Source organism: Thermoanaerobacterium xylanolyticum LX-11 (assembly GCF_000189775.2).
Taxonomy (GTDB): Bacteria; Bacillota; Thermoanaerobacteria; order Thermoanaerobacterales; family Thermoanaerobacteraceae; genus Thermoanaerobacterium; species Thermoanaerobacterium thermosulfurigenes.
In genome coordinates this window covers 445,001-468,342 of sequence record NC_015555.1, presented here as the reverse complement: position 1 = coordinate 468,342, position 23,342 = coordinate 445,001, and the positions used below count along the sequence as shown (strand labels likewise).

Annotated in this window: 13 protein-coding genes and 2 rRNA genes (1 of these 15 cut by a window edge); 1 reads left to right on the top strand and 14 read right to left on the bottom strand. The window is 36.6% G+C overall.

The features are described from left to right. Positions 1 to 17: 17 nt before the first annotated feature. The 11 genes from hisH to THEXY_RS02335 form a co-directional block, all read right to left on the bottom strand. Complete coding sequence (gene hisH / locus THEXY_RS02385) at positions 18 to 620, bottom strand: imidazole glycerol phosphate synthase subunit HisH (protein WP_013787252.1); 603 nt, start codon at positions 618 to 620, stop codon at positions 18 to 20. Positions 621 to 636: 16 nt separating this feature from the next. Further along, on the bottom strand, positions 637 to 1,221 hold the full coding sequence (gene hisB, locus THEXY_RS02380; RefSeq protein WP_013787251.1) for an imidazoleglycerol-phosphate dehydratase HisB: 585 nt from the start codon (positions 1,219 to 1,221) through the stop codon (positions 637 to 639). Next, entirely contained in the window at positions 1,218 to 2,273 is a 1,056-nt protein-coding gene (gene hisC, locus THEXY_RS02375) for a histidinol-phosphate transaminase (RefSeq protein ID WP_013787250.1), read from the bottom strand. The genes hisB and hisC overlap by 4 nt, the downstream gene beginning before the upstream one ends. Beyond that, the gene (gene hisD / locus THEXY_RS02370; protein WP_013787249.1) at positions 2,273 to 3,556 is read right to left on the bottom strand and encodes a histidinol dehydrogenase; all 1,284 of its coding nucleotides are present in this window, start codon (positions 3,554 to 3,556) and stop codon (positions 2,273 to 2,275) included. The genes hisC and hisD overlap by 1 nt, the downstream gene beginning before the upstream one ends. 25 nt (positions 3,557 to 3,581) lie before the next feature. Next, entirely contained in the window at positions 3,582 to 4,226 is a 645-nt protein-coding gene (gene hisG / locus THEXY_RS02365) for an ATP phosphoribosyltransferase (protein WP_013787248.1), read from the bottom strand. Continuing rightward, the gene (gene hisZ / locus THEXY_RS02360) at positions 4,219 to 5,379 is read right to left on the bottom strand and encodes an ATP phosphoribosyltransferase regulatory subunit (protein ID WP_013787247.1); all 1,161 of its coding nucleotides are present in this window, start codon (positions 5,377 to 5,379) and stop codon (positions 4,219 to 4,221) included. The genes hisG and hisZ overlap by 8 nt, the downstream gene beginning before the upstream one ends. Before the next feature lie 103 nt (positions 5,380 to 5,482). Then, the gene (locus THEXY_RS02355) at positions 5,483 to 6,178 is read right to left on the bottom strand and encodes an endonuclease/exonuclease/phosphatase family protein (RefSeq protein WP_013787246.1); all 696 of its coding nucleotides are present in this window, start codon (positions 6,176 to 6,178) and stop codon (positions 5,483 to 5,485) included. Between the two features lie 93 nt (positions 6,179 to 6,271). Next, a complete protein-coding gene (locus tag THEXY_RS02350; protein ID WP_013787245.1) occupies positions 6,272 to 7,231 on the bottom strand; it encodes a slipin family protein in 960 nt (319 codons plus the stop codon). A 127-nt stretch (positions 7,232 to 7,358) separates the two neighbouring features. Then, positions 7,359 to 8,447 carry a DUF1648 domain-containing protein gene (locus THEXY_RS02345; protein ID WP_013787244.1) on the bottom strand — a complete coding sequence of 363 codons (1,089 nt, stop codon included), beginning with the start codon at positions 8,445 to 8,447 and terminating at the stop codon, positions 7,359 to 7,361. Between the two features lie 12 nt (positions 8,448 to 8,459). Continuing rightward, positions 8,460 to 8,840, bottom strand: coding sequence for a GntR family transcriptional regulator (locus tag THEXY_RS02340; RefSeq protein ID WP_013787243.1), 381 nt, complete (start codon positions 8,838 to 8,840; stop codon positions 8,460 to 8,462). A 124-nt stretch (positions 8,841 to 8,964) separates the two neighbouring features. Further along, on the bottom strand, positions 8,965 to 17,565 hold the full coding sequence (locus THEXY_RS02335; RefSeq protein WP_049781473.1) for a glycoside hydrolase family 94 protein: 8,601 nt from the start codon (positions 17,563 to 17,565) through the stop codon (positions 8,965 to 8,967). A 343-nt stretch (positions 17,566 to 17,908) separates the two neighbouring features. Here THEXY_RS02335 and THEXY_RS02330 point away from each other — a divergent pair, with 343 nt between their 5' ends. After that, positions 17,909 to 19,105 carry an IS701 family transposase gene (locus tag THEXY_RS02330; RefSeq protein ID WP_013787241.1) on the top strand — a complete coding sequence of 399 codons (1,197 nt, stop codon included), beginning with the start codon at positions 17,909 to 17,911 and terminating at the stop codon, positions 19,103 to 19,105. 44 nt (positions 19,106 to 19,149) lie between these two features. Here THEXY_RS02330 and THEXY_RS02325 read toward each other — a convergent pair whose 3' ends face one another. The 3 genes from THEXY_RS02325 to THEXY_RS02315 form a co-directional block, all read right to left on the bottom strand. Continuing rightward, positions 19,150 to 20,517: an RsmF rRNA methyltransferase first C-terminal domain-containing protein gene (locus THEXY_RS02325; protein WP_013787240.1), complete on the bottom strand. Its 1,368-nt coding sequence runs from the start codon at positions 20,515 to 20,517 to the stop codon at positions 19,150 to 19,152. Positions 20,518 to 20,643: 126 nt separating this feature from the next. Next, positions 20,644 to 20,752: ribosomal RNA gene (gene rrf / locus THEXY_RS02320) — 5S ribosomal RNA — on the bottom strand. A gap of 50 nt (positions 20,753 to 20,802) precedes the next feature. Continuing rightward, a 23S ribosomal RNA gene (locus THEXY_RS02315) occupies positions 20,803 to 23,342 on the bottom strand (it continues 833 nt past the right edge of the window).

Genomic DNA, 23,342 nt, shown 5'->3' with positions numbered 1-23,342 from the left:
CCCTCCAAAAATCAAAATCATATCATCTCTGCAAAATTCCTTAATATCTTAAGCCCAATGTTACCACTTTTTTCAGGATGAAATTGGCAAGAAAATACATTGTCTTTACATACAACAGCAGGTATTGAAATTCCATAATCAACTGTCGCACATATATCATCTAAATCTCCATTTGAAAGATAATACGAATGGACAAAATATACGCTGTCTCCATCCCTTACCCCATTTAAAAGTTGATTATCCTTTTTTATGATGAGAGAATTCCAGCCTATATGTGGCACTTTTAAATTTGTCTTAATCTCAGATATTTCGCCTTTTAAAATGTGCAATCCTTCAGTCTCCCTGACTTCAAAGCTTCTATCAAACAAAAGCTGCATGCCAAGGCATATACCTAATAGCATCTTTCCCTTTTCCACTTCTTCTTTGATGGCATTTGAAATTCCTCTTTTATTTAATATCTCCATAGCGTCAGGAAAAGCTCCTACACCGGGCAATACCAGCGCTGCAGCATCTTTAATTTCTTTTGCATCATCGATGATTTTTGCATCATGCCCAATATATTGGAATGCTTTTTCTACGCTTCTTAAGTTTCCCATTCCATAATCTACAATGCCTATCATTTAAACACCGCCTTAATTATAATGAGCCTTTCGTTGATGGTATTCCATCTATTCTGTCATCTATTTTTGTCGCTTCATCTAATGCACGTCCTAACGATTTAAAAGCACCCTCTATTATATGATGTGTGTTTATGCCATGTAGCATTTCTACATGAAGCGTAATCAAAGAATTAAACGCAAATGCTCTAAAAAAATCTTCTACAGTTTCCGTTTCAAAGTTCCCAAGCAATGTGGAGTCAAGCTTCAATTTGTAATAAAGATATGGTCTTCCGCTTATGTCAACTACCGTTCTTAAAAGCGCTTCATCCATGGGGACGTATGAAACACCGTAACGCTTAATCGACATCTTGTCATCTAAAGCTTTTAAGAAAGCCTGCCCCAACGTTATACCTACATCTTCGACAGTATGATGTGTATCAACGTGCAAATCGCCTTTTGCAACCACTTGCAAGTCAAAAAGACCGTGTTTCGAAAAAAGAGTTAGCATATGATCTAAAAAGCCTATTCCAGTATCAATTGATGAATTTCCTTTCCCATCAATGTTTATCTTCACATATACATCTGTCTCATTTGTCTTTCTTCTAATTTCCGCTTCTCTCATACTAATATCTCCTTAAGACATTTTAAAAAATAACTATTTGCTTCTCTCGTTCCAATCGTCACGCGAAGTGCATTAGAGAGGATTTTGTCTCCTAAGAAATTTCTCACAAGTACGCCCTTTTCCAATAGTTTATTGTACACATAGTAAGCATCATCAAATTCTATCAGCAGAAAATTGGCCTTAGAATCATACACTTTTAAGTTGCCTATTTCCTTTAATCCATCCTGTAAAAATTTTCTTTCATTTTTGATGTAATCAACTTTTTCGTCAACTCGTCCTTCTTCTAAAACACTTAATGCAATTGCTTGCGATATGCTGTTTACATTGTAAGGTGATTTAACCATATTAAGGCAACTAATTACATCAGAGTTTGATACTGCATATCCAACTCTCAATCCTGCAAGGCCATACGCCTTTGAAAGGGTCCTTAATACAATAAGCCTTTCAAATTTTCCAATCAAATCAACTACTGTATCTCCATAAAATTCATAGTAAGCCTCATCAACAACCGTAATTCCATCGTTAACCTTCAGTATTTTTACTATGTCATCTCTATCTAATGTAGTACCTGTTGGATTGTTGGGATTGCATAAAATGACCATTTTAGGATTAAATATATTTATTGTATTTATGATTTCATCGACATTATAACTGTAATCATCTTTCAAGGCCACTTCTACATTTTTTGCACCAGCTATTTGAGAATACACTTTGTACATGCTGAAAGACGGTACGGGGTATACGACACAATCATTCTTTGAGACAAAAGCGTTCATCAATATATGAATTATCTCATCAGAACCATTCCCTACAAAGATATTTTCTCTGGTTGTGCCACAGTATTCCGCTAATTTATCTCTCAATTTTAAGCTTACAGGGTCCGGATACCTATTGACATTCGCACTTTTTACTATTTCCTGAAGATTATTCATAGTAGCTTCAGGAAGGCCAAAAGGAGTCTCATTTGCATCCATTTTATACATACATTCTATTGTTGGGACTTCGTAATTCTTAAAACCCTTTATCTCATCCCTAATCAAATCGTATATCATTATCTGTACCTCACTTTTATGGAATTAGCATGTGCAGTAAGCCCTTCTGATTCTGCAAGCCTTACTATGTCATCTGCTACCTTCATCAGCGATTTTCTGTCGTAGTAGAGGATGCTCATCTTTTTAATGAAATCATCAACGGAAAGCGGCGAAAAAAACTTCGATGTTCCACTGGTAGGAAGCACATGGTTAGGACCTGCCATATAGTCTCCTAAAGGTTCTGGCGAATTTTCTCCTAAGAAAACCGCACCTGCATTTTTTACTTTTCCTATCATCTCAAAAGAATTTTCTAAAACAAGTTCTAAGTGCTCAGGTGCTATTTCATTTGCTATGCTTAATGCTACATCTAAGTCATCAACGACAATTATGGCTCCATAATCATTTATTGATTTTTCTATTATTTCCTTTCTTTCAAGATACTTAATTTGCCTTTCTATCTCCATCTTTACACTCTCTGCAACCTCAATCGAAGTGGTGATTAAAACCGCAGATGCCATAACATCGTGCTCTGCTTGCGACAAAAGATCTGCTGCAAGATAGGAGGGATTGCCACTTTCATCAGCCACTATTAAAACTTCGCTTGGTCCTGCCACCATATCGATGTCTACGAATCCATAAACAGCTTTCTTAGCCATCGCAACAAATATATTTCCTGGTCCGACTATTTTATCCACCTTTGGCACAGATTCTGTTCCAAAAGCCAATGCCGCAATTGCCTGAGCTCCACCGATTTTATATACTTTTTTGATTCCTACTTCATTAGCAGCAACCAACACAAATGGACTTATCCCCACCTTTATGGGCGTAACCATAATAATCTCATCAACTCCAGCAACTTTTGCCGGAATGCTGTTCATAATGACAGAAGATGGGTAAGAAGCAGTTCCACCAGGCACGTAAATACCCACTTTTTCTAAAGGTCTGATTTTCTGACCATACACTATACCGTCTTTAAAATCCATCCACGTCTTTTGCTTTTGATTTTGGTGATAATCTTCAATATTTTTTATGGCTTTCCTTAAAGACGATAAAAAATCGCCATCTACTTTGCTGTATGCATCATCTATTTCTTCTTGTGATACCATTATGGTGCTCTCGTCTATTTCAACACCATCGTATTTCAGTGTGTAGTCAAACAAAGCCTTATTTTTATTCATCTTTACATTTTGAATTATTTCATAAACAATATCCTCTATCCTTTTATCTTCTAATTTTGATCTATTAGTCAACTTTTCTATTACTTTGTAATCAATCGAGCTTCTAAAATCGAAAATTTCTATCACTATCACCAGCTCCTTCAAATCAATACTAAGCCTTAAACATATCGCTTTCTATAGCGCCTTTTAATTTGTATATTATTTCCTTTATCCTTTCACTTTTTGTCTTCATGCTGGCTTTATTTACGATAAGCCTCGCGCTAGAAGAAAATATCTCCTCATACACTGTAAGTCCATTTTCCTTTAGAGTTGTCCCAGTCTCTACGATATCCACTATGACTTCAGACAACCCTACTAATGGAGCCAATTCTACAGAACCATTTAATTTTATAATTTCCACATTTTCTCCTTTTTTTTTGTAAAATTCTTCAGCTATAGCTGGAAATTTAGTCGCAACCCTCTTGTTGCTCAAAAAATTATCCTTCTTATTCAAAGGGCCTGCAACAACCATTTTACATCTGCCAAATCCCAAATCAAGAACCTCGTAACAGTCTCTTTTCAATTCCAAAAGCACATCTTTTCCGCAAACACCCAAATCTGCAGCACCGTGCTCTACATAAGTAGGCACATCAGATGGCTTTACAAGTATAAAATTGAGATTATTTTCATGATCGTATATAAATAATTTTCTCGAAATCTCATTTTGAATGTTTGTAGTTATGCCACATGATGCAAATACTTCAAAAGACTTTTCTGCCAATCTCCCTTTAGGCAGCGCTACTGTTATGCTATCCATCTTGCACACCTGCCTTGATAATTTCATCAAATTTCTTTCTGTTAGCATATTCACTGTTGTCCATATTTACAAGTTCAGCTATATTCCCTTGCTTTCTCAATTTCACTGCGATGTCGTATGCAACTTTTCTGTTTTTTTCATCAAAAACCACTGCCACCCTCTTAGGCTTTTTAGTGGTTATGCCGCTTTGACTTTGAAGTGCTAACATAGCTCTTTCAACGCTTATAGCAAAACCAGTAGCTGGTAAGTCTTTGCCGTAATTTTTCAACAAGTTGTCATACCTGCCACCTGCACAAATTGCATAACCAAGGTCTTTTACAAATACTCTAAATATTAGTCCTGTGTAGTAATCGATACTTTGAACCATGCCTAAATCAAATGTAATGTAACTATCCATGTCAAAATCTTTTAAAATGTCATAAACTCTCTCAAGATAGTTTAAAGCTTTCATGGCACTTTCAAATCCATATACGCGTTTTGCTTCTTCTACAACATCTATGCCCCCAAAGAAAAGTGGCAAATTAGCTACCAATTCATAGTTACGCCCTGTAATATTGTTGTATTTTAAAAAATATTCGATCTCTGACTGATTCTTGTCTTTAAGAAGTCCTTTTAGAATATCTTCTTCCTCCTTAGTCAGCCTCAACTCACAAAGTATCGATTTAAAAAATTCTGCTTGACCAATATCTACTTTAAAATCTTTTATCTCAATGTTTCTAAGAGCTTCAATTGCAACAGATATACACTCTGCGTCAGAATATTCATGATTTCTCCCTATAAGCTCTATTCCTGCCTGTGTAAATTCCCTCATTCTGCCTACTTGTGGATTATCATATCTAAAAACATTAGCAATGTAGGAAAATTTAAGCGGATATTCATTGTATTTTGTAGATGCTATTCTCGCCACTTGTGTCGTAACATCAGGTCTTAATGCCAGTAGATCTCCTTTTTTATCAAAAAACCTGTAAATATTGTTTTCATCGAAAAAAATTCCCGATGTGACAGAAAAGTTGTCAATGTACTCAAATGTAGGCGGCATTATCTCTTCGTATCCTGATAATTCAAATGTATTTCTCAATATATTTTCTATGTTTCGCTTGAATCTCAACTCATCAGGCAAAAAATCCTGTACTCCGTCAGGTAAATTCTTCATCAAAGCACCTCTTATACTATTTTACTTTATTTTTGTAAAGTGATAAAGTAATGACTTGTTATTTAAATAATAATTTATTTTTGTCTATGTGTCAAGTACATTTTCAAAAATCACACCTTAAAGAAGCTACTACCGGTAAATGATCTGATAAAGTAGAGTCAATAGCCTTTATTGATTCAACGCGCATGCCTTTTGAATGCATTATATAATCTATTCTGACATTTTCGCATCCATCCACATAAGTGTGAAAAGCAGAATTTTGAGTATTTACAGCATCTTTAAGCACTCTGATTATGGTAGAATAAGCTTCTTCTCCAGGTGTCTCATTAAAATCCCCCGTCATAATAACCGGATATTCCAAGTTCGAAACGATTTTCAATATTTCTTGTGACTGCACCAATCTCTCTTTACGATTAAGTCCCAAATGGGTAGTCAAAAACCATATCTTTTTGTTTTCATTTAGCTGTATCAACGCTGTCAATACACCCCTTCTTTCACCTTTTGAGTAAATGTGATGATTCTTTTTCTTTACAATAGGATACCTGGAAAGTATTCCATTGCCAAACGATCCAAACCCAATTCTTAAATTCGGTCCAAAAGCATAATGCATTTTAAGCCTTTTTGCCAGATACTTAATCTCGTTTAAAAAATATGAACGCTTTAAAAACACGTCAACCTCTTGCAATCCGACAATATCAACACCTATTTCTCTAATCAAATTAGAAATCCCGTACAATGTCAAATTTCCTTCAATATCCTTTCCACCATGAATATTGTACGTCATAACTTTAATAATCATAATATCCCTTCATTTCACTGAATTAATTCCAACAATATTATATGCTTAATAAATAAAGCAGAACCCCAATCGAGATTCCGCTTAACATCATGTTCATTGCTTTTCCTTTTTATCTTCCACAAGCTTTGTAAAAACGTTAAAAAGCTCTATGGGTATAGGGAACAATATAGTAGAATTTTTTTCAGCAGCTATTTCTGGAAGCGTCTGAAGGTATCTCAACTGCAATGCCGCAGGCTCTGTGGATATGACAGCAGCAGCTTCTTTAAGTTTTTGAGATGCTTGAAACTCGCCATCCGCAAAAATGACTTTGGCCCGTCTCTCCCTTTCTGCTTCCGCCTGTTTTGCCATAGCCCTTTTCATCGTATCCGGAAGCTCAATGCTCTTTATCTCCACTGCCGTAACCTTGATTCCCCAAGGATCCGTAGCTTCATCCAACAACTCCCTAAGCTTTTCATTAAGCTCTGCTCTCTTTGCCAGCATCTCATCAAGTTCATGCTGACCAAGTATTGAGCGCAATATTGTTTGCCCAAGGAGTGTGGTGCTTTGAGTATAATTTGCAACCTTCGTTATAGCTAATATAGGATCAAACACATTAAAGTAAACAACAGCATCAACATTTACAGGAACATTGTCCTTTGTAATGACTTCCTGCTTTGCAACATCGATTGTAAAAGTCCTTAAATCTACTTTTATTACTCTATCTATTCCAAATGGAAATATAACATTAAACCCAGGTCCTAAAAGTCCAGACAATTTTCCAAATCGAAACAGAACTCCCCTTTGGTACTCCGTAATTATTTTTACCATGCCAGGTAGTATTATAAACGGTATGATGACTAATACAATTCCAATCACTGCAAAATTGACGTTCATATTTATTACCGCATATACATCAAGACCACACCAAATTATGAACGTCACCAGCATGAAGTAGAAATTTGCCATGATCTTTCTTGATGCTGCTATTGCCATCCATACAATCCACCAAATACATTCAATAGCGAAAACACCAATAAAGACAGTGCTTAAAATTGAGATTGCCGATGCATCCATACTATTGCATCTCCTTTCTAAAAATCATCTTCAATTCTAATATTACCCAATTAATTTTCAATTTCAAGCATTAAATTATAAATTTTACATTAATTTTTAAATTGTTTCATATGGAACAAACTGTAAGTCATTTTATTAATGCTATCACTAAAATTATCAATATAACCGCCAATATAAATAGCCACGCTGTTGGCCTTGCAAAATTGAAAGTCCACCCTACGCCAAATCGCTTCTCTACAAACAACGCTGGATCGTCAGGATTATAGTAAATGAGCCCTCCTTTCCAATATTTATCGTCGTCTCTATCAACTGATATCAGCTTCTCATTTTCTTTATTTATTTTTATCCTTTCACCACCTTGACCGGTCTTTATAGATAAGATTATCACAGCGATTATTATGATCAATGCCAACAACAATGAAAAAATAGCCATAATATTTTGCCAACCCTTACCTACTCCGTATATAATAAGCGCTGTTACCATCAACATAGCATTAATTAGAATAGATGTAAACACGACGAAACCCGACCATATTCTCCTAAACCTTAAGTTCTTTTCCTTTGAAATCTCTGGATCCGAAGGATCTATCTGTTGTTTAGCTAATTCAATCATCTTGAATGCAAAAAACATCAAACCGGTCATAAACGCCTGTACTATGCATATTGAAAACACTGACAAAATTGACTTATCAGCAAATGAATCTGCTTCACCTCGAAAATTAAAATGCATTGGTATTCTTTGTGGTATCTTCGGATACATATATATCCCAACAACTAATGTCAAAATTGCTATCGCTGCAGGCAATAAAAACCATAAAGGCGATACAACTATCTTTTCCTTTCTAAAATCTATGTCTACAACTGCTACTTCTTTTTTCCCTTTGCTCCACTCTCTTTTAGATTTTAATGCAGCTATTTCATGGTGGGCTTTCATATACATTGCAAACATAATGATTACTTCAACAAAAATACCACCAACAGCAAAATTTATGTTTCTCATTCTGCTGATGACAAGAATCAAAAAGATTAAACTTACAGTCAAAAAATTTATTATATAAGAAGTTTTAATCCTTTGAAGCTCTTTATCATTTAAAAAGTCCTTGGGAACATGGACACCAAATACAATAGTCTTGCGAGTAATGAATGGTGTAATAACACCTATTATGATTAATATGAAATATGGCATCAAAAGATTGATAAAATACAATCCCTTCACTTAAAAGACCTCCTATTCTTCGTTTTTAAATTTATGCAATATATCTTCACATATCTTCAATATTTCATCTTGCATCATTCCTCTTGAATACGCATTTGCTAATATTGGCTGAAGATCTTTCTCCAATTTCTCGATAAAATCATCATCGGCAAAAGCATTTTTAGTTACAACGTAGCCTTTCCTTCTATGAACGCTTAGAAATCCTTCATCTTTCAAAAGATCGTAAGCCTTTTTCACTGTATGAAGATTTATGCCGAAATCACTTGCTAATTGCCGTATTGATGGCATCTCATCGCCTTCTTTAAGCAATCCTAAAGCTATTCCTTCTATTATTTGATTTTTTATTTGCGTATATATGGGAACATCTGACTCAAATTCTATCTTTAACAGCAATGTCCACCTTCACCTCCACTGTAATATCTGTTATATATATAGTATAACAAATATTACAAAAAGTCAATCACATCTATAAATCATATAAGAAAAATCAGCAGATAGACTTCATCTGCTGATTTTTTTATGCTTTGACAGATACTCTCGTTCCCATGACCACAAAAACATGATGTATCTTCCCATCATCTTTTAGAATGAATTTGTTATCATCAACTACATTCCCATCTACAGAAACTTCACGTACGCCTCTGTTGACCATTTCGGGGTTTTCCACTTCGATTATATACTTCGTGTCATTTTTGTACATGTACTCTATTTTATACTTCGCCCAATCTTTTGGAACGCATGGATTGATGACAATTGCATCTCCTTCTTTTTTAAACCCTAAAATATGCTCAATACCAACTCTGTACATCCATCCTGAGGAACCAGTATACCACGTCCAACCTCCTCTGCCTGTATTCGGCTCCACGGCATATACATCGGCTGCCATGACATAAGGCTCTACTTTATACCTGGAATTTTCTATAAGTGTCCTTGTATGGTTTATAGGATTTATCATAGAGTAAAGCCTATAAGCCTTGTCGCCATCACCAATCATTGCGTAAGCCATTATAGCCCATATTGCAGCGTGGGTGTATTGACCTCCATTTTCTCTTACGCCAGGCACATACCCTTTTATATAGCCAGGATTCAAATCCCCTTTATCAAATGGCGGCGAAAGAAGCTTAATTATTGCATTGTCGTAGTCCACCAAGTAATTTTCAAGTGCATCAAGTGCTTCTTTCACTCTATCCCATTTTGCTGCACCTGAGATTGCAGCCCATGATTGCGCTATAGAATCTATTTTGCACTCATTATTCTGGCTTGAGCCAAGCGGAATTCCATTATCAAAGTACGCTCTTCTATACCAGCTTCCATCCCAGCCGTACTCTTCAATTGATTTTATTATGTCATTGGCAACTTCTTCATATTTTTCACACCTTTCATGGTCATTTTTCTCAATGCATATCTTAGAGAATTTTTTAAGTGTTACGTACATAAACCAACCAAGCCATACACTTTCACCTTTTCCTTTATTGCCTACCATATTCATGCCATCGTTCCAGTCTCCAGATCCCATCAGCGGTATTCCATGCTGCCCAAATTTCAGTGAATGTTCTATAGCCCTTATGCAGTGCTCATAAACTGTGGCAGTTTCATCTGATACCTTAGGTCTGCCATACCTTTCATCTTCGTCATCTTTTAATGGTTCTTCATTTAAAAACGGAATTTGTATATCTAATATTTTTGTATCATCTGTTACGGAGACATAATCCGCAACAGCATACGGCAACCATAAAAGGTCATCTGAGTATTTCGTGCGTATTCCTTTGTCGGTCACGGGATGCCACCAATGGAGTACGTCACCTTCTTTAAACTGATGTGCGCAAGCGTTTAATATTTGTGCTCTCGTAAGCTCTGGTGCAACGTACACAACATTCATAGTATCTTGTAGTTGATCTCTAAATCCGTATGCACCACCTGACTGATAAAATGCAGACCGAGCCCAAATCCTACATGATATGGTCTGATACAATAGCCAACCATTCAAAAGCAAATCGAAAGATTTGTCAGGTGTCGCTACATTTATTGTGCCGACGAAGTTGTTCCAGAACGTATTGACATAATTCAATGCCTCTTTTACGTTATTGATATTCTTGTAATAACTCATAATCCGTCTGACATCATCTAAAGACATTCCAGTTCCCAACAAAAATGACAGCTCTTTTTCTTCATTTTCTTCTAATTCGACAACAACTTGAATCGCGGCACATGGACTTAAACCAATTCCTACATTATTCGATAGAGATTCCATTTTTAAAGCTTCAGGTCGTTTAGTGTCAAAATCAGATCCCAGAAATTCCGACAGGTTTCCTGTATATGATTGAACTTTGACAGATGAACTTATAAAGGAAATCCTGTCCTTAAAATCTTCATTGTACACATTTCTTATTAAGAGCCCATCGATTTCTTCATTCATCTCTGTAACCACATATGGCGATGTTATGCTTTCTGAAACGCCTAATACAGGTTTTATAAAGTAATACAAACTCAACCTTCTTTTCTCGCCACTTACGTTTTTTAACTTTACAAGCGATATTTTAACGGTATCGTTCATAGGCACAAACTCTAACATCTCATGGTTAATCCCTGAACATCCATGTTTAAATAAAGAATATCCGAATCCATGCTCAATCACATATTGTCCCTTATCCCTTAGTGGCTTTGGTGTTATCGTCCAATATTCACCTGTAAAGTCATCTCTTAAGTACAGAATCTCCCCGCCTTCGTCCAAAACAGGATCATTTGACCATGGGGTGATTTTATATTCTCTGCTATTTTCTGCCCATGAAAAACCGCTTCCTGATTCTGAAACTTGAAATCCAAATTTATAGTTTGATACAACATTTATCCATGGCATAGGCGTTACCTTGTCATCATCTAAATTTATAACGTATTTATGTCCATCTAAAGAAAATCCACCATACCCATTGCTGTAATGCAATTGCAGATTCTCTCTAAGCGGAACTGGATATGTTTTTTTCTTATTGTTTTCATCTATATGAAGCAATTTGGCTTTTTTATTTTTCTCAATATCATCATATTCAAGTTGCTTCTCAATAGGCATATCAGCAGTAAGAGATAATTTTGCAACTGTATTTAACAAAATGTAATCTTCCTCTTTTAAACTACTTCTATTTATCAGAAACACTCCACCAAACTGCCCCATTATGTTATATGCAAAACTTCCATTTATTACGTCTTTGATTCTATCGCCCAATGCATCAATATATCCACCTTTGTCATTGTTTAAAATCACTAAATCTACGTATAGCCCTTTCATTCTCCAATATTCATGAGCCTTAAGAAGCTTTTTTAATACAGGCAATTCCTCTTTTTTGCATATTTCTAAAAGAACTATCGGTATATCTCCGGATATTCCGTATGCCCACAGTCCAGATTGACCTTTTTGATTTTTTAATATTGTATCTTTTTTTGCTATCCTGACGGGGCTTGAAAATACTATATGTGGAAGCATCTTTTGAAAAAGCCCTAACTCGTCTGATTTAAGATTCAAGTAATCTAATTCAACTTTACCTCTGGATACTGACATTTCAAATGCTCTTTCCGTCGCACTACCATTTTTGTACTTGTTCGCCAATTTCACTGCTTCTGCCTTTGACTCTGCCACAGAAGTAATGTATACAACTTTTACCGTTTCATTTGGATCTAACTTAATCCTCTTTCTCAATGACATGATAGGGTCCAAAACAGAGCCATCTGAATTTGACAATGGTCTATCTGTCTCTAAAGCAACAGGATTCCTTAATGTCCGCCCTCTGCCAATGAATTTAGCCCTGTCTGTCTCAAACTGAGTATCGCCTACCGTCTCGCCACCATCTACGTATACAGCATGAGCAACCCACAAATATGACTTTTTTAAATCTCTGGGTCTTCTGTTTGCAACTATCATGTCGCTGTCAAACAATATCTCTGTTTTGATAAACAGCTTGTTAAAAGCAGGATGCGCAATGTCTGCATTAATGTCGCTTAAGACTGGTTCGAAATAGCTTGTAACTTCCAGCACTCTATCATGTTCGCTGTGATTTTTTAACGTCACACGCCTTATTTCAACATCGTCTTCCGGTGATACAATGACTTCCGTTTCTGTATCGATATTCCCGACTTTTTTAATGAATTTAGCCATATCTTGCTTAAATACAACTTTATATTTTTCATCTTTCGCAAAAAATGGAGCATAAGTCGTAGACCAAGTGGTATTTGAGTTTACATTCTGGACGAATATAAACGTCCCATGAATTTCATCTAAACTGTTTTTCCACCTGGTTATGTTTATTCCTTCCTTCTTACTGTAACCTGTTCCCCTATCTGTCAAAACAACAGAATAATCACCGTTTGATAAAATATGCACCTGCGGAAGGATATCATCTATCTCTTCTACAACCCTTACGGCCTTAACTTCTTCTTTCTTTTGCTCTTCAAATTCCTTTTGTGCCTCTACTTCTTCTCTAAGAATCATTGGGCCATTTGGTACTTTCTCCTGCAACAATATTTCAACAGATTTTATATATGGATCTGAATGAAATCTTTCCTGCATCACGTTTTTATTTATAAAATTGTTTAGTGCAAGCATGCTCATGCCTAAATGGTGAGACATGAAACTTTTGACTATAGCATACTTTTTCCCATAAGGAATTCTTTCCGGCGTAAAGTCGACAGCCTCATAAAGCCCATACTTACCTTCTACTCCAAGGTCTTTCAATCTTTTAATATTTTCAACAACAGATTTTGGATCTACCCTGAGGGATAGAATCGCACCATAAGGCGCTATAACAACATCTCGAGATAGTCCCCTCTTAAGCCCAAGCCAAGGAACACCAAAAGCTTTGTACTGATAATTAAGTTTAATATCAAATGAGTAAAAGCCTGACTCCGATATTCCCCATGGAATACTGTATTTTTTTGCATACTTCTTTTGCATCATTACGACAAATTTGTACGTCTGATCCAAAATAGTATTTTTAAAATTTTTCATTATCAAAAGCGGCATAAAATATTCAAACATTGTACCAGACCACGAAATTAACCCTCTGTGAGCATTTTCTCCTGTCACCATTCTCCCCATTCTAAACCAATGTTTTGCATCAACTTCCTTCTTTGCTATAGCTATAAAACTGGCTTGTCTTGCTTCAGAGGCAAATAAATCATAATACGATTTAGTCAATTTTTCATCTTCTATATTGTAACCTATTGAAAAAAGCTGCCTTTTCTCATCAAACAATGGCCTAAACTCTGTTTTCTCTATAAGAATATTTAATCTAATTATCAAATCTTCTACTTTTTCTATTAAATGCTTAACATTTTCGTAAGGCTTTATAAACTTTTCTCTATTAGATGACGGCATTTCTAAAATTTTTTCATACATTGCCTTCAAATTATTTAGCGTAGTATCTTTGTTTAACTCAAACATTTGTTCATATTCGTCATAATTATAAAATGGCACAAGCTCATCCAATTCTTTGATATCAGAATCAATGGTTTCAACAATTTTCATATACCATCCATCATCATCATTAAATTTGATACTGCTTAAGCCGTCTCTAAGTTGATTCAAGCTTCTATGCCAGTCTTCAATGGTGTAATCTCCTTCAAGCATCTCATATTTTATCTTTTTACTTTTTAATTCGTCATTTACGATCTCAATTAAGTCTGATAAACCTGCTGACAATTTTTCAGTCAATGGCATGTCTGGAACTTTTTTAAGGCCTTCCTTAAGCGCTATCATATACCCAACAAGATTTCCACTATCTACCGTAGAAATATAGTATGGCTTCAATGGCTCTAAGTCGTCTGTTTTGTACCAGTTGTAAAGATGTCCATGCCATTTCTCCATCTTTTCAATAGTGCTGACCGTTTTATCTATTCTATCAACCATTTCTGAAGTAGTGATATATCCAAAGTCTCTTGCCGATATTGTAGAAGTCAAGTATAAGCCTATGTTGGTAGGCGAAGTCCTTCTGGCAATACCCGCATACGGATCTAACTGAAAATTATCAGGAGGCAAGTAATTATCATTTTCAGTCACAAAATCCTCAAAATACCTCCAAATTTTCCTGGACAGTTTTCTTAGCTCTTTAATATCACTTTCTTCCATCATAAACTCACGTTCAACAATAGGACTGCTTATCCGATAAGCAATGTACGGCGATGCAAACCATATTAAAGAAATTAAAATTGAGTATGGTAGCATATCACGTTTAAAGTACATGCTCACCAAGATTAAAATAGCCCCAATGGGAATTGATACCAACATTCTTTTTAAGAAACTGATAAAATCATTTTTAAGTTGCCTTTCCATATCAGCCGCGGTAACCCACTCTAATAGATTTTTTCTTGATACATAAACTCTGTAGATAGTTCTAACTACTGCATCTATCATTAAATAGCCTTGATAAGGCAGAAATGCGAACTGCAATAAGCTTGCGTAAAACGTGTTTTTCAAGCTATTTGCAAGCAAAATGCTGTGGTTACTCATCTCTTTTGATTTTTCCAGCACTGCATCAATTGCTGCTGCTATAAATGGTTCAAATAAAGCTAATATCACTACCCCATACATAACAAAGCTTTTATAAGGCACAAGGTTACTTAAAAGAAGCAAAGCCAAAGCAAATGGAGCAACAAGGCTTCTCCTTAGGTTATCTATTATCTTCCATTTTGAAATAATCGAAAGAGGATTTTCCATATAGTTACCCTGTCTCGTCTTAATTCTTCTTGAAAGATACGGCAAAAGCTGCCAATCACCTCTTACCCACCTGTGCATTCTCATCATATATGAGTTGTATTTAGACGGAAAACCATCAATAAGCAGTATATCAGTCACAAGTCCTGCCCTTATAAAAGAACCTTCTAAAAGGTCGTGGCTTAATATGGAATTATCAGGTATTAAATCTTTAAGTATAGTTCTAAATACTTCCACATCGTAAATACCTTTTCCAGTAAAAATACCTTCTCCAAATAGATCTTGGTAAACATCAGATACAGCAGTTGTGTATGGGTCAATGCCACCATTGCCAGCAAAAATAGAAGAAAACACGGTGGCTGACGAAGACAAAATATCCACTCCTATCCTTGGTTGCAAAAGCCCATATCCTTCAACAACTACATTTTTCTCACTATCAACAACTGCCTTGTTTAACGGGTGCATCATTGTCCCAATAAGCCGTTTTGCAGTATCCATGATCAAATTTGTATCCGCATCAAGTGTTATGACATATTTTATTCTGGGTAGTTCTTCAACATTAGCACTTTTTACGTAGAAACTGGTATCATTTGAACCCATTAATAGTTCATTAAACTCTACTATAGCACCTCTTTTTCTCTCCCAGCCCATGTAAGCATTTTGTGTCTGACAATATACGCGTTTTCTGTGAAAATAGAAAAATATGTCTTTCCCCTCACCGTATTTTTCATTAAGCTCTTTTATTCCACCAAGAGCCGTATTCACTATTTCTTCGTCATCCTCCAATTTCTCCTTGTTTGTGTCTTTAAAATCGCCTACGATAGCAAAATAAAGATTGTCCTCTTTATTTGAAATATATGTTATTTCTAATTGTGCTAAAAGCTCTTTAACTCTCTTTACACTTGTCAAAAGTACAGGGACTATAACCATTGTGGCAGCTTCTTTAGGTATTCCATTTTTTAATTCAATTTTAGGTATTATAGTAGGTCTTTTAATGTGTATTATCGCCCAGTTTACTGCCTGTATTACAAATTCGCTTATAGGAATTATCGAAATAGCTGCCAGAATAAATGCATATATAGCTGCCAAACCATTAAATATTAACAAAGCCCATAAAGCAGCAGACGCAAAAATGGTCAAAGCAACTATAGACGCTATATAAAAGATGGCTATATGGCTTTTTACGACACGCATTACTTTTACAGAATTTTTCTTATGCCCTATCTTGCTTTCCAGTATGCTTCTGCCTTTGCCTATTATATAAAATCCTACATGATTTATGTATTCAGGTTTATTATTGTCATTTAAAACTTCCCTCGCACACTCCAAGGCTTTTCTTGCAACAAATGTCTCCGATGTTTTATACCTCTTGGCTATTTCCTCAATTTGATGTCTGTAATAATCTCTCGATTCAAAATCCATCATTTCATACGTACCATCAGGGTCTTGCCTCAAAATCTGTTCTACATTGCTAAGCTTCTCAAATATTTGAGACCAATCCAACGTTGACACATATTTAAGGCTTGTTATTGCATTGCCAATTGAAACTTGTCTTGCGGCTAATATCTGATGATCTAATTCAACAATGTCTGCAATATTTGTATCATACTCTTGAAGAATCCTATCGATGTACTGTACGATTACCGTCGAATCATCGCCTTCCATCCTAATCCTTTGAAGCAACCTTTCAAAAAAAGACGTAGGAATCTTCCCAATAGTCATAACTTTGTCATGTATTAATTTTTTAATATCATCAAATGTCATATTTTTGTTCGAAAATATTATATTTGCTACTTCATCCGCTTTGCTCCACTGCTTCTGCGTTATAGTTATTTTCTCAGAGCTCTTTTTTATGTTTTCTATTAAAGCAATTTTTATCATAAGTCCAAGAGCCCATAATTCACCGCTTGACAAAAGCGACTTTGATTGATAGGCATTGATGAAATCTATAATTGTGTCTTCATCAATTTTCCCGTCCGTATGGGACACTAATTCCATGGCAATAGCGTACACTCTCGGATAACCTTTCAATATGCTATTCTTAAGTCCAGGAAGCCCTGAATAATAGCCTTTTGATAGGCTCTTTCTGATTTCTTTAACTTGTTCTTCGATTATGTAAAAATTGTCTAAAAGCCATTCAGCATCTTGCGATATAGACTGCGTCCTTTCTGCCAAGTTGATATTTTTGTATACGAATTTTATGTAATTATAGCTTTTATTCATGCGAGGTATAAGCATGTAATTTAGTTTAGTATCTCTCATTATGTAATGGTTTTGTGCTAATTCTTGGGCGTGTTTTTTAAGCTCATCGTGATTTAATAAAATATCGTGTAAATTAGCTTCTTCATAATAATTACTTTTATTCTTCAATTTCTCATAAATCATAAGTGAAAAAAGCGTAAACAAAGCTCCAATTAGCATGTGTAAAAAAGTAGTCAACTCCAAGAAAAACACATCTCCTTTATCCCAAAATACTTACAAAATTATTATTCCCAATTTCACATTATTTTTTCTCATCAAAAATAAAAAACTCAAAATCATAGACAATAATATTCACAAAAAAAGATGATGCAAAGTCATATGCATCATCTTATACAAAATAAAATTTTTTATTTTCTTACTATAGATGAGAAAATTCACTAACATAAATTACCATAATAAACTTACATGAAAAAATTTAATAAAAAATAGAGACAAATGCACGCTTTTATGGTATTTAATATGTTGTTACACTATAACAATATTAACCATAGGAGTGGAGCAAATGTCTCATAATAAAAGAATAACAGAAAATTCATCAATAATCCAGTACTTAATGAAATTAAATTTTGCATTATATTTTACTAAACCTGTTATTCGTCATATTGTAGAATTTATAATTGCTGCCACTCAAAAAGGTTATAGTGGTACTGTTACAGATATAGTTAATTTAAGCCTTGCTAATTGCCATAGAACCACGTTTGGCAAATTCTTAAGCCAAGGTGTTTGGAATATAGAGTATGCATGGAGAGCTATAAGGCGAGAAGTTATTTGCATTATATTTGAATTATCCCAAACTAGCAACAAGCCGATATTTGTGATTTTTGATGATACTATTGCTGAGAAGACAAAGCCTTCGTTACAGGCTAAACATACTATCCAGGCAACAGGATTCCATCAATCACATTTAAAAGGGAAGCAAGTTTGGGGACATCAACTTCTTACCATGATGCTATCTTGCGGCAATGTGGTATTACCTTACTGTATTGAACGCTATGAAAAAGGTGGTAAAAGCAAAATCGAAAGAATATGTGAAATGGTATCTATGCTTCCAATACCTAAAGGACCAGCATATGGACTATGCGATTCATGGTACATAAACAAAAAAGTAATAGAAGCACATTTCGAAAGAGGATACCATCTCATAGGAGCACTAAAAACTAACAGAATTATCTATCCACAAGGCATTAGAATTCAGATAAAAGACTTTGCCCAATATATCGAAAAGAACGAAGTTCACCTCGTTACAGTGAACGGTTCTAATTACTGGGTATATCGCTATGAAGGAGCCTTAAATGGAATAGATAATGCTGTAGTAGTATTGTGTTGGCCTGAGAAAGCTTTTAAAAATCAGAATGCTCTACATGCATTTATCTGTACTGATACTGAATTAGATACCGAGACTATTCTAAATTACTACAGTCAAAGATGGCCTATAGAAATATTCTTTAGGCAGACAAAGAATAATCTTGGACTAAATACATATCAAGTACGATCAACAAAATCAATAGATAGATTATTATGGCTTATATCATTGACATACCTGTATTGTACGACTTCAGGTGACGAATATTGCAAATTTGGGCAAGGAATAAAAATAGTACGCAAAGAAGTACAAAAGCAGCGTGTTCAATGGCTGTATGAGCGAGCTAATAATAAAGTACCTATTGATGAAATTTTAGAAGAACTACAGTTAGCATAGGCGTAGTGCATCTATTTTATGGTAATATTTGTTATCAATTTTTCTCATCTATAGTTTCTTAAAGATTTGGGGTAAAAATTCTTTATAACTCCTTTTACAGCTTTTCCCCAACCTATCGAATAACCATCTACTGTTAAAAGTACCCATCCATCGTCAACATCAGCATTTAATGTTTCACCGTGAATGTACCTCTCTATTTCTTTATCTTTTAAATTATAAATCATATTTACATCGTCTTTTTTTAATGACATAGCCAACCAATGTGATGGCTCAAATCTTTCCTTTTTAAATTGTCCCAAATCAAATCCAGGTTTGTAAACCTTCAAGCCTGATAAGTTCATTTCATAAGGAACATAATACACATGCTGACCAATTTGGTATAAGTTTAATTCATCTAATCTTGCTTTAAGGTACTTTTTTGAAAAATCATAAAAAAGATCTTTTGCTGCAATTTTTTTTATGTTAAGCTTCTTACTTGCTTTGTTGCCATCGTTAAAACTCCCTTTTTTTCTCAATTTGGTTATAAAGTGTCCTTCACCTTTGATTAAATGTGGCCAAAGCCTAACACATTTTTTTAAGTCGCTGCACCCATTGACCCATTCAGGATGACCATTATCAAATCCCTCATGGTTATAAATTTCTATTAATTCAAAATCGCTGTGGTTTTTTAGAAAATAGTCGATTACACCTTCGTTTTCTTCCGGCGAAAATGTGCATGTTGAATATACCATTATTCCACCAGGCTTTAACATGTTTGCTGCACTATCTAATATCTTTTTCTGTCTAAGTGAACAGCTTAATACATTTTCCAAAGACCATTCGTTTATAGCAATCTCGTCTTTCCTAAACATCCCTTCGCCTGAGCATGGAGCATCAACGAGTATTTTATCAAATACTCTTGCAAATTTATTTTCTAATCTTTCAGGCGATTCATTTAAAATTACGACATTTCTTATACCCATTCTCTCGATATTTTCTGCAAGAACTTTTACCCTCTTTGAATTAATCTCGTTTGATACTAATAAACCTTCCCCTTTAAGCTTTGAAGCTATGTGTGTAGACTTACCGCCTGGGGCCGCGCTTAAATCTAATACCATATCCCCTGGCATAGGATTCAACGCTTCCACTACCGCCATAGCACTTGGCTCTTGAATATAATACAAACCAACATCATGGTAATAATGCTTCCCTGGTTTATCATCTTGGTTGTAGTAAAATCCTGTGTCACACCATGGCACTGGAGATAAATCAAATGGAGATATTTTTAAGAACTCCTCAACTGAAATCTTTAACGTATTGACTCTAAGTGCTTTATATGGCTCGTTTTCATATTCCATCATAAACTTTTCAAAATCATCTTTTAAAAGGAGCTTCATCTTTTTTGCGAAATCTTCTTTAATCTTTATAACCATTCCATCACCTTAATCACAATACTTTAATATTATTATACCCTAATCCCTTACACATGTCCTTCAATAATCATAAAAATCAAAAAAGAGATAGTCCATTTAAAACAGACTACCTCTTTTATAAATTTTTACCGGCAGCGACCTACTCTCCCGAGTAATCAGTACCATCGGCGCTGGAGGGCTTCACTTCCGTGTTCGGTATGGGAACGGGTTTTTAACCTCCGCTATTGCCACCGGAAATCTTTCGTTCATTTTTCTTAAATGAACTTTGAATACTGCACAATGCTAAAGGTCAAGTCCTCGACTTATTAGTACCGGTCAGCTGAAAGTATTTCTACTCTTACACCTCCGGCCTATCTACCTCGTCTTCTTCAAGGTGTCTTACTCTGGCACTCAACTCTACCTACTGCAATCTATTTTATTTCATTCCCTAACATTTGTACATAGTGCTTTTTCCCTTCAGTAAGTATAGTTGAGTGCCAGATGGGAAATCTTATCTTGAGGTGGGTTTCACGCTTAGATGCTTTCAGCATTTATCCCTTCCAAACTTGGCTACCCAGCTGTGCAAATGGCTTTGCAACTGGTACACCATCGGTTTGTCCACCCCGGTCCTCTCGTACTAAGGGCAGATCCTCTCAAATTTCCTGCGCCCGCGACGGATAGGGACCGAACTGTCTCACGACGTTCTGAACCCAGCTCGCGTACCGCTTTAATGGGCGAACAGCCCAACCCTTGGGACCTACTTCAGCCCCAGGATGCGATGAGCCGACATCGAGGTGCCAAACCTCCCCGTCGATGTGGACTCTTGGGGGAGATCAGCCTGTTATCCCCAGGGTAGCTTTTATCCGTTGAGCGACGGCAATCCCATTCTCTACCGCCGGATCACTAAGCCCGACTTTCGTCCCTGCTCGAATTGTCTTTCTCGCAGTTAGGCTACCTTCTGCCTTTGCACTCTTTCGCGCGATTTCCTTCCGCGCTGAGGTAACCTTTGGACGCCTCCGTTACTTTTTAGGAGGCGACCGCCCCAGTCAAACTGCCCGCCTGTCAGTGTCCATATGCCGGTTTACGGCTCCTATGTTAGAATTTCGGTAATATCAGGGTGGTATCCCAACGTTGGCTCCATATAGGCTGGCGCCCATATTTCTCTGCCTCCCACCTATTCTGTACAGATATTACTAAAATTCAGTGACAAGCTGCAGTAAAGCTCCATGGGGTCTTTCTGTCCTGTCGCGGGTAACTCGCATCTTCACGAGTACTACAATTTCACCGGGTCCCCCTTCAAGACAGCGCCCAAGTCGTTACGCCTTTCGTGCAGGTCGGAACTTACCCGACAAGGAATTTCGCTACCTTAGGACCGTTATAGTTACGGCCGCCGTTTACTGGGGCTTAAGTTCAGAGCTTCTCCGGCACTCAACTCTATCTACTAAGAGTTTATGCTTTTGGCTATTCTTTCTTTTAACCATCTTCTTGCATTATGAGATTTTTTTAATTGCTTTTCTCTCTTTTGGGCATCTTCTTTTGCTTTATATGCTTCATAGTAGATTAGTTCCCATTTATGCCCTTTTGTGTATTTGTTTAGTCCTTTATTATGAGCTTCTACTCTTTTCTTTATATTCTCTGAATAGCCTGTATATATGCCTCCATCTTCATTCTTTATTATATAGACATAATACATTTCTTTCACTCCTAATAGGTATAGTTGAGTGCCGGATGACCCTTCCCCTTAACCTTCCAGCACCGGGCAGGCGTCAGCTCCTATACTTCGTCTTTCGACTTAGCAGAAACCTGTGTTTTGGTAAACAGTCGCTTGGGCCTCTTCTCTGCGGCCTTTCGGCACTCCTTCTCCCGAAGTTACGGAGTCTTTTTGCCGAGTTCCTTAATGAGGGTTCTCCCGCTCGTCTTTGGATTCTCTCCTCGCCTACCTGTGTCGGTTTATGGTACGGGCACCTTATCCTCGATAGCAACTTTTCTTGGCAGCCCCTTCGAAACTTCGCCTTTCGGCTCCCCTTCACAGCTCTTATGAGCTTTGGTACTTCACTCAAAGCTCTTTTCGTCGCTGCTTGGACGTGCTCTACCAACCGCACGCTTTCTTATCTCGCTGCGTCCTTGCTTCTCTTTTGACGGATTTCGGTGGTACCGGATTTATTACCGGTTCTCCATCGCCTACGCTTTCGCCTCGGCTTAGGTCCCGACTTACCCTGGGCGGATTATCCTTCCCCAGGAATCCTTAGGCTTTCGACGGTAAGGTTTCTCGCCTTACTCTCGTTACTTATACCGGCATTCTCTCTACTGTACTGTCCAGATTCGCTTTCGCTTGTCCTTCGTCCTGTACAGTACGCTCCCCTACCATTCTTTCTTTAGAATCCGTAGCTTCGGTGGCATGTTTTAGCCCCGTTTATTTTCGGCGCGGGATTTCTCGACCAGTGAGCTATTACGCACTCTTTGAATGTATGGCTGCTTCTAAGCCAACATCCTGGTTGTCTTGGAAATCCTACTTCCTTTTCCACTTAACATGCTCTTTGGGACCTTAGCTGTCGGTCTGGGCTCTTTCCCTTTTGACCACGGATCTTATCACTCGTAGTCTGACTCCCAGGGTCTCAATATGGCATTCGGAGTTTGATAGGGTTCGGTAACCTCTTTGGCCCCTAGTCCATTCAGTGCTCTACCTCCATATTTCCTTCCCCCTGAGGCTAGCCCTAAAGCTATTTCGGGGAGAACCAGCTATCTCCGAGCTCGATTGGAATTTCTCCGCTACCCACAATTCATCCCATGACTTTTCAACGTCAACGTGGTTCGGGCCTCCACCAGATCTTACTCCGGCTTCACCC

Coding starts and splice junctions, on each gene's coding strand:
- hisB (WP_013787251.1), bottom strand. CDS start 1,221: ATGAGAGAAGCGGAAATTAGAAGAAAGACAAATGAGACAGATGTATAT.
- hisG (WP_013787248.1), bottom strand. CDS start 4,226: ATGGATAGCATAACAGTAGCGCTGCCTAAAGGGAGATTGGCAGAAAAG.
- THEXY_RS02335 (WP_049781473.1), bottom strand. CDS start 17,565: ATGCTAATTGGAGCTTTGTTTACGCTTTTTTCACTTATGATTTATGAG.
- hisZ (WP_013787247.1), bottom strand. CDS start 5,379: ATGAAGAATTTACCTGACGGAGTACAGGATTTTTTGCCTGATGAGTTG.
- THEXY_RS02350 (WP_013787245.1), bottom strand. CDS start 7,231: ATGGATGCATCGGCAATCTCAATTTTAAGCACTGTCTTTATTGGTGTT.
- THEXY_RS02330 (WP_013787241.1), top strand. CDS start 17,909: ATGTCTCATAATAAAAGAATAACAGAAAATTCATCAATAATCCAGTAC.
- hisC (WP_013787250.1), bottom strand. CDS start 2,273: ATGATATACGATTTGATTAGGGATGAGATAAAGGGTTTTAAGAATTAC.
- THEXY_RS02355 (WP_013787246.1), bottom strand. CDS start 6,178: ATGATTATTAAAGTTATGACGTACAATATTCATGGTGGAAAGGATATT.
- THEXY_RS02325 (WP_013787240.1), bottom strand. CDS start 20,517: ATGGTTATAAAGATTAAAGAAGATTTCGCAAAAAAGATGAAGCTCCTT.
- hisH (WP_013787252.1), bottom strand. CDS start 620: ATGATAGGCATTGTAGATTATGGAATGGGAAACTTAAGAAGCGTAGAA.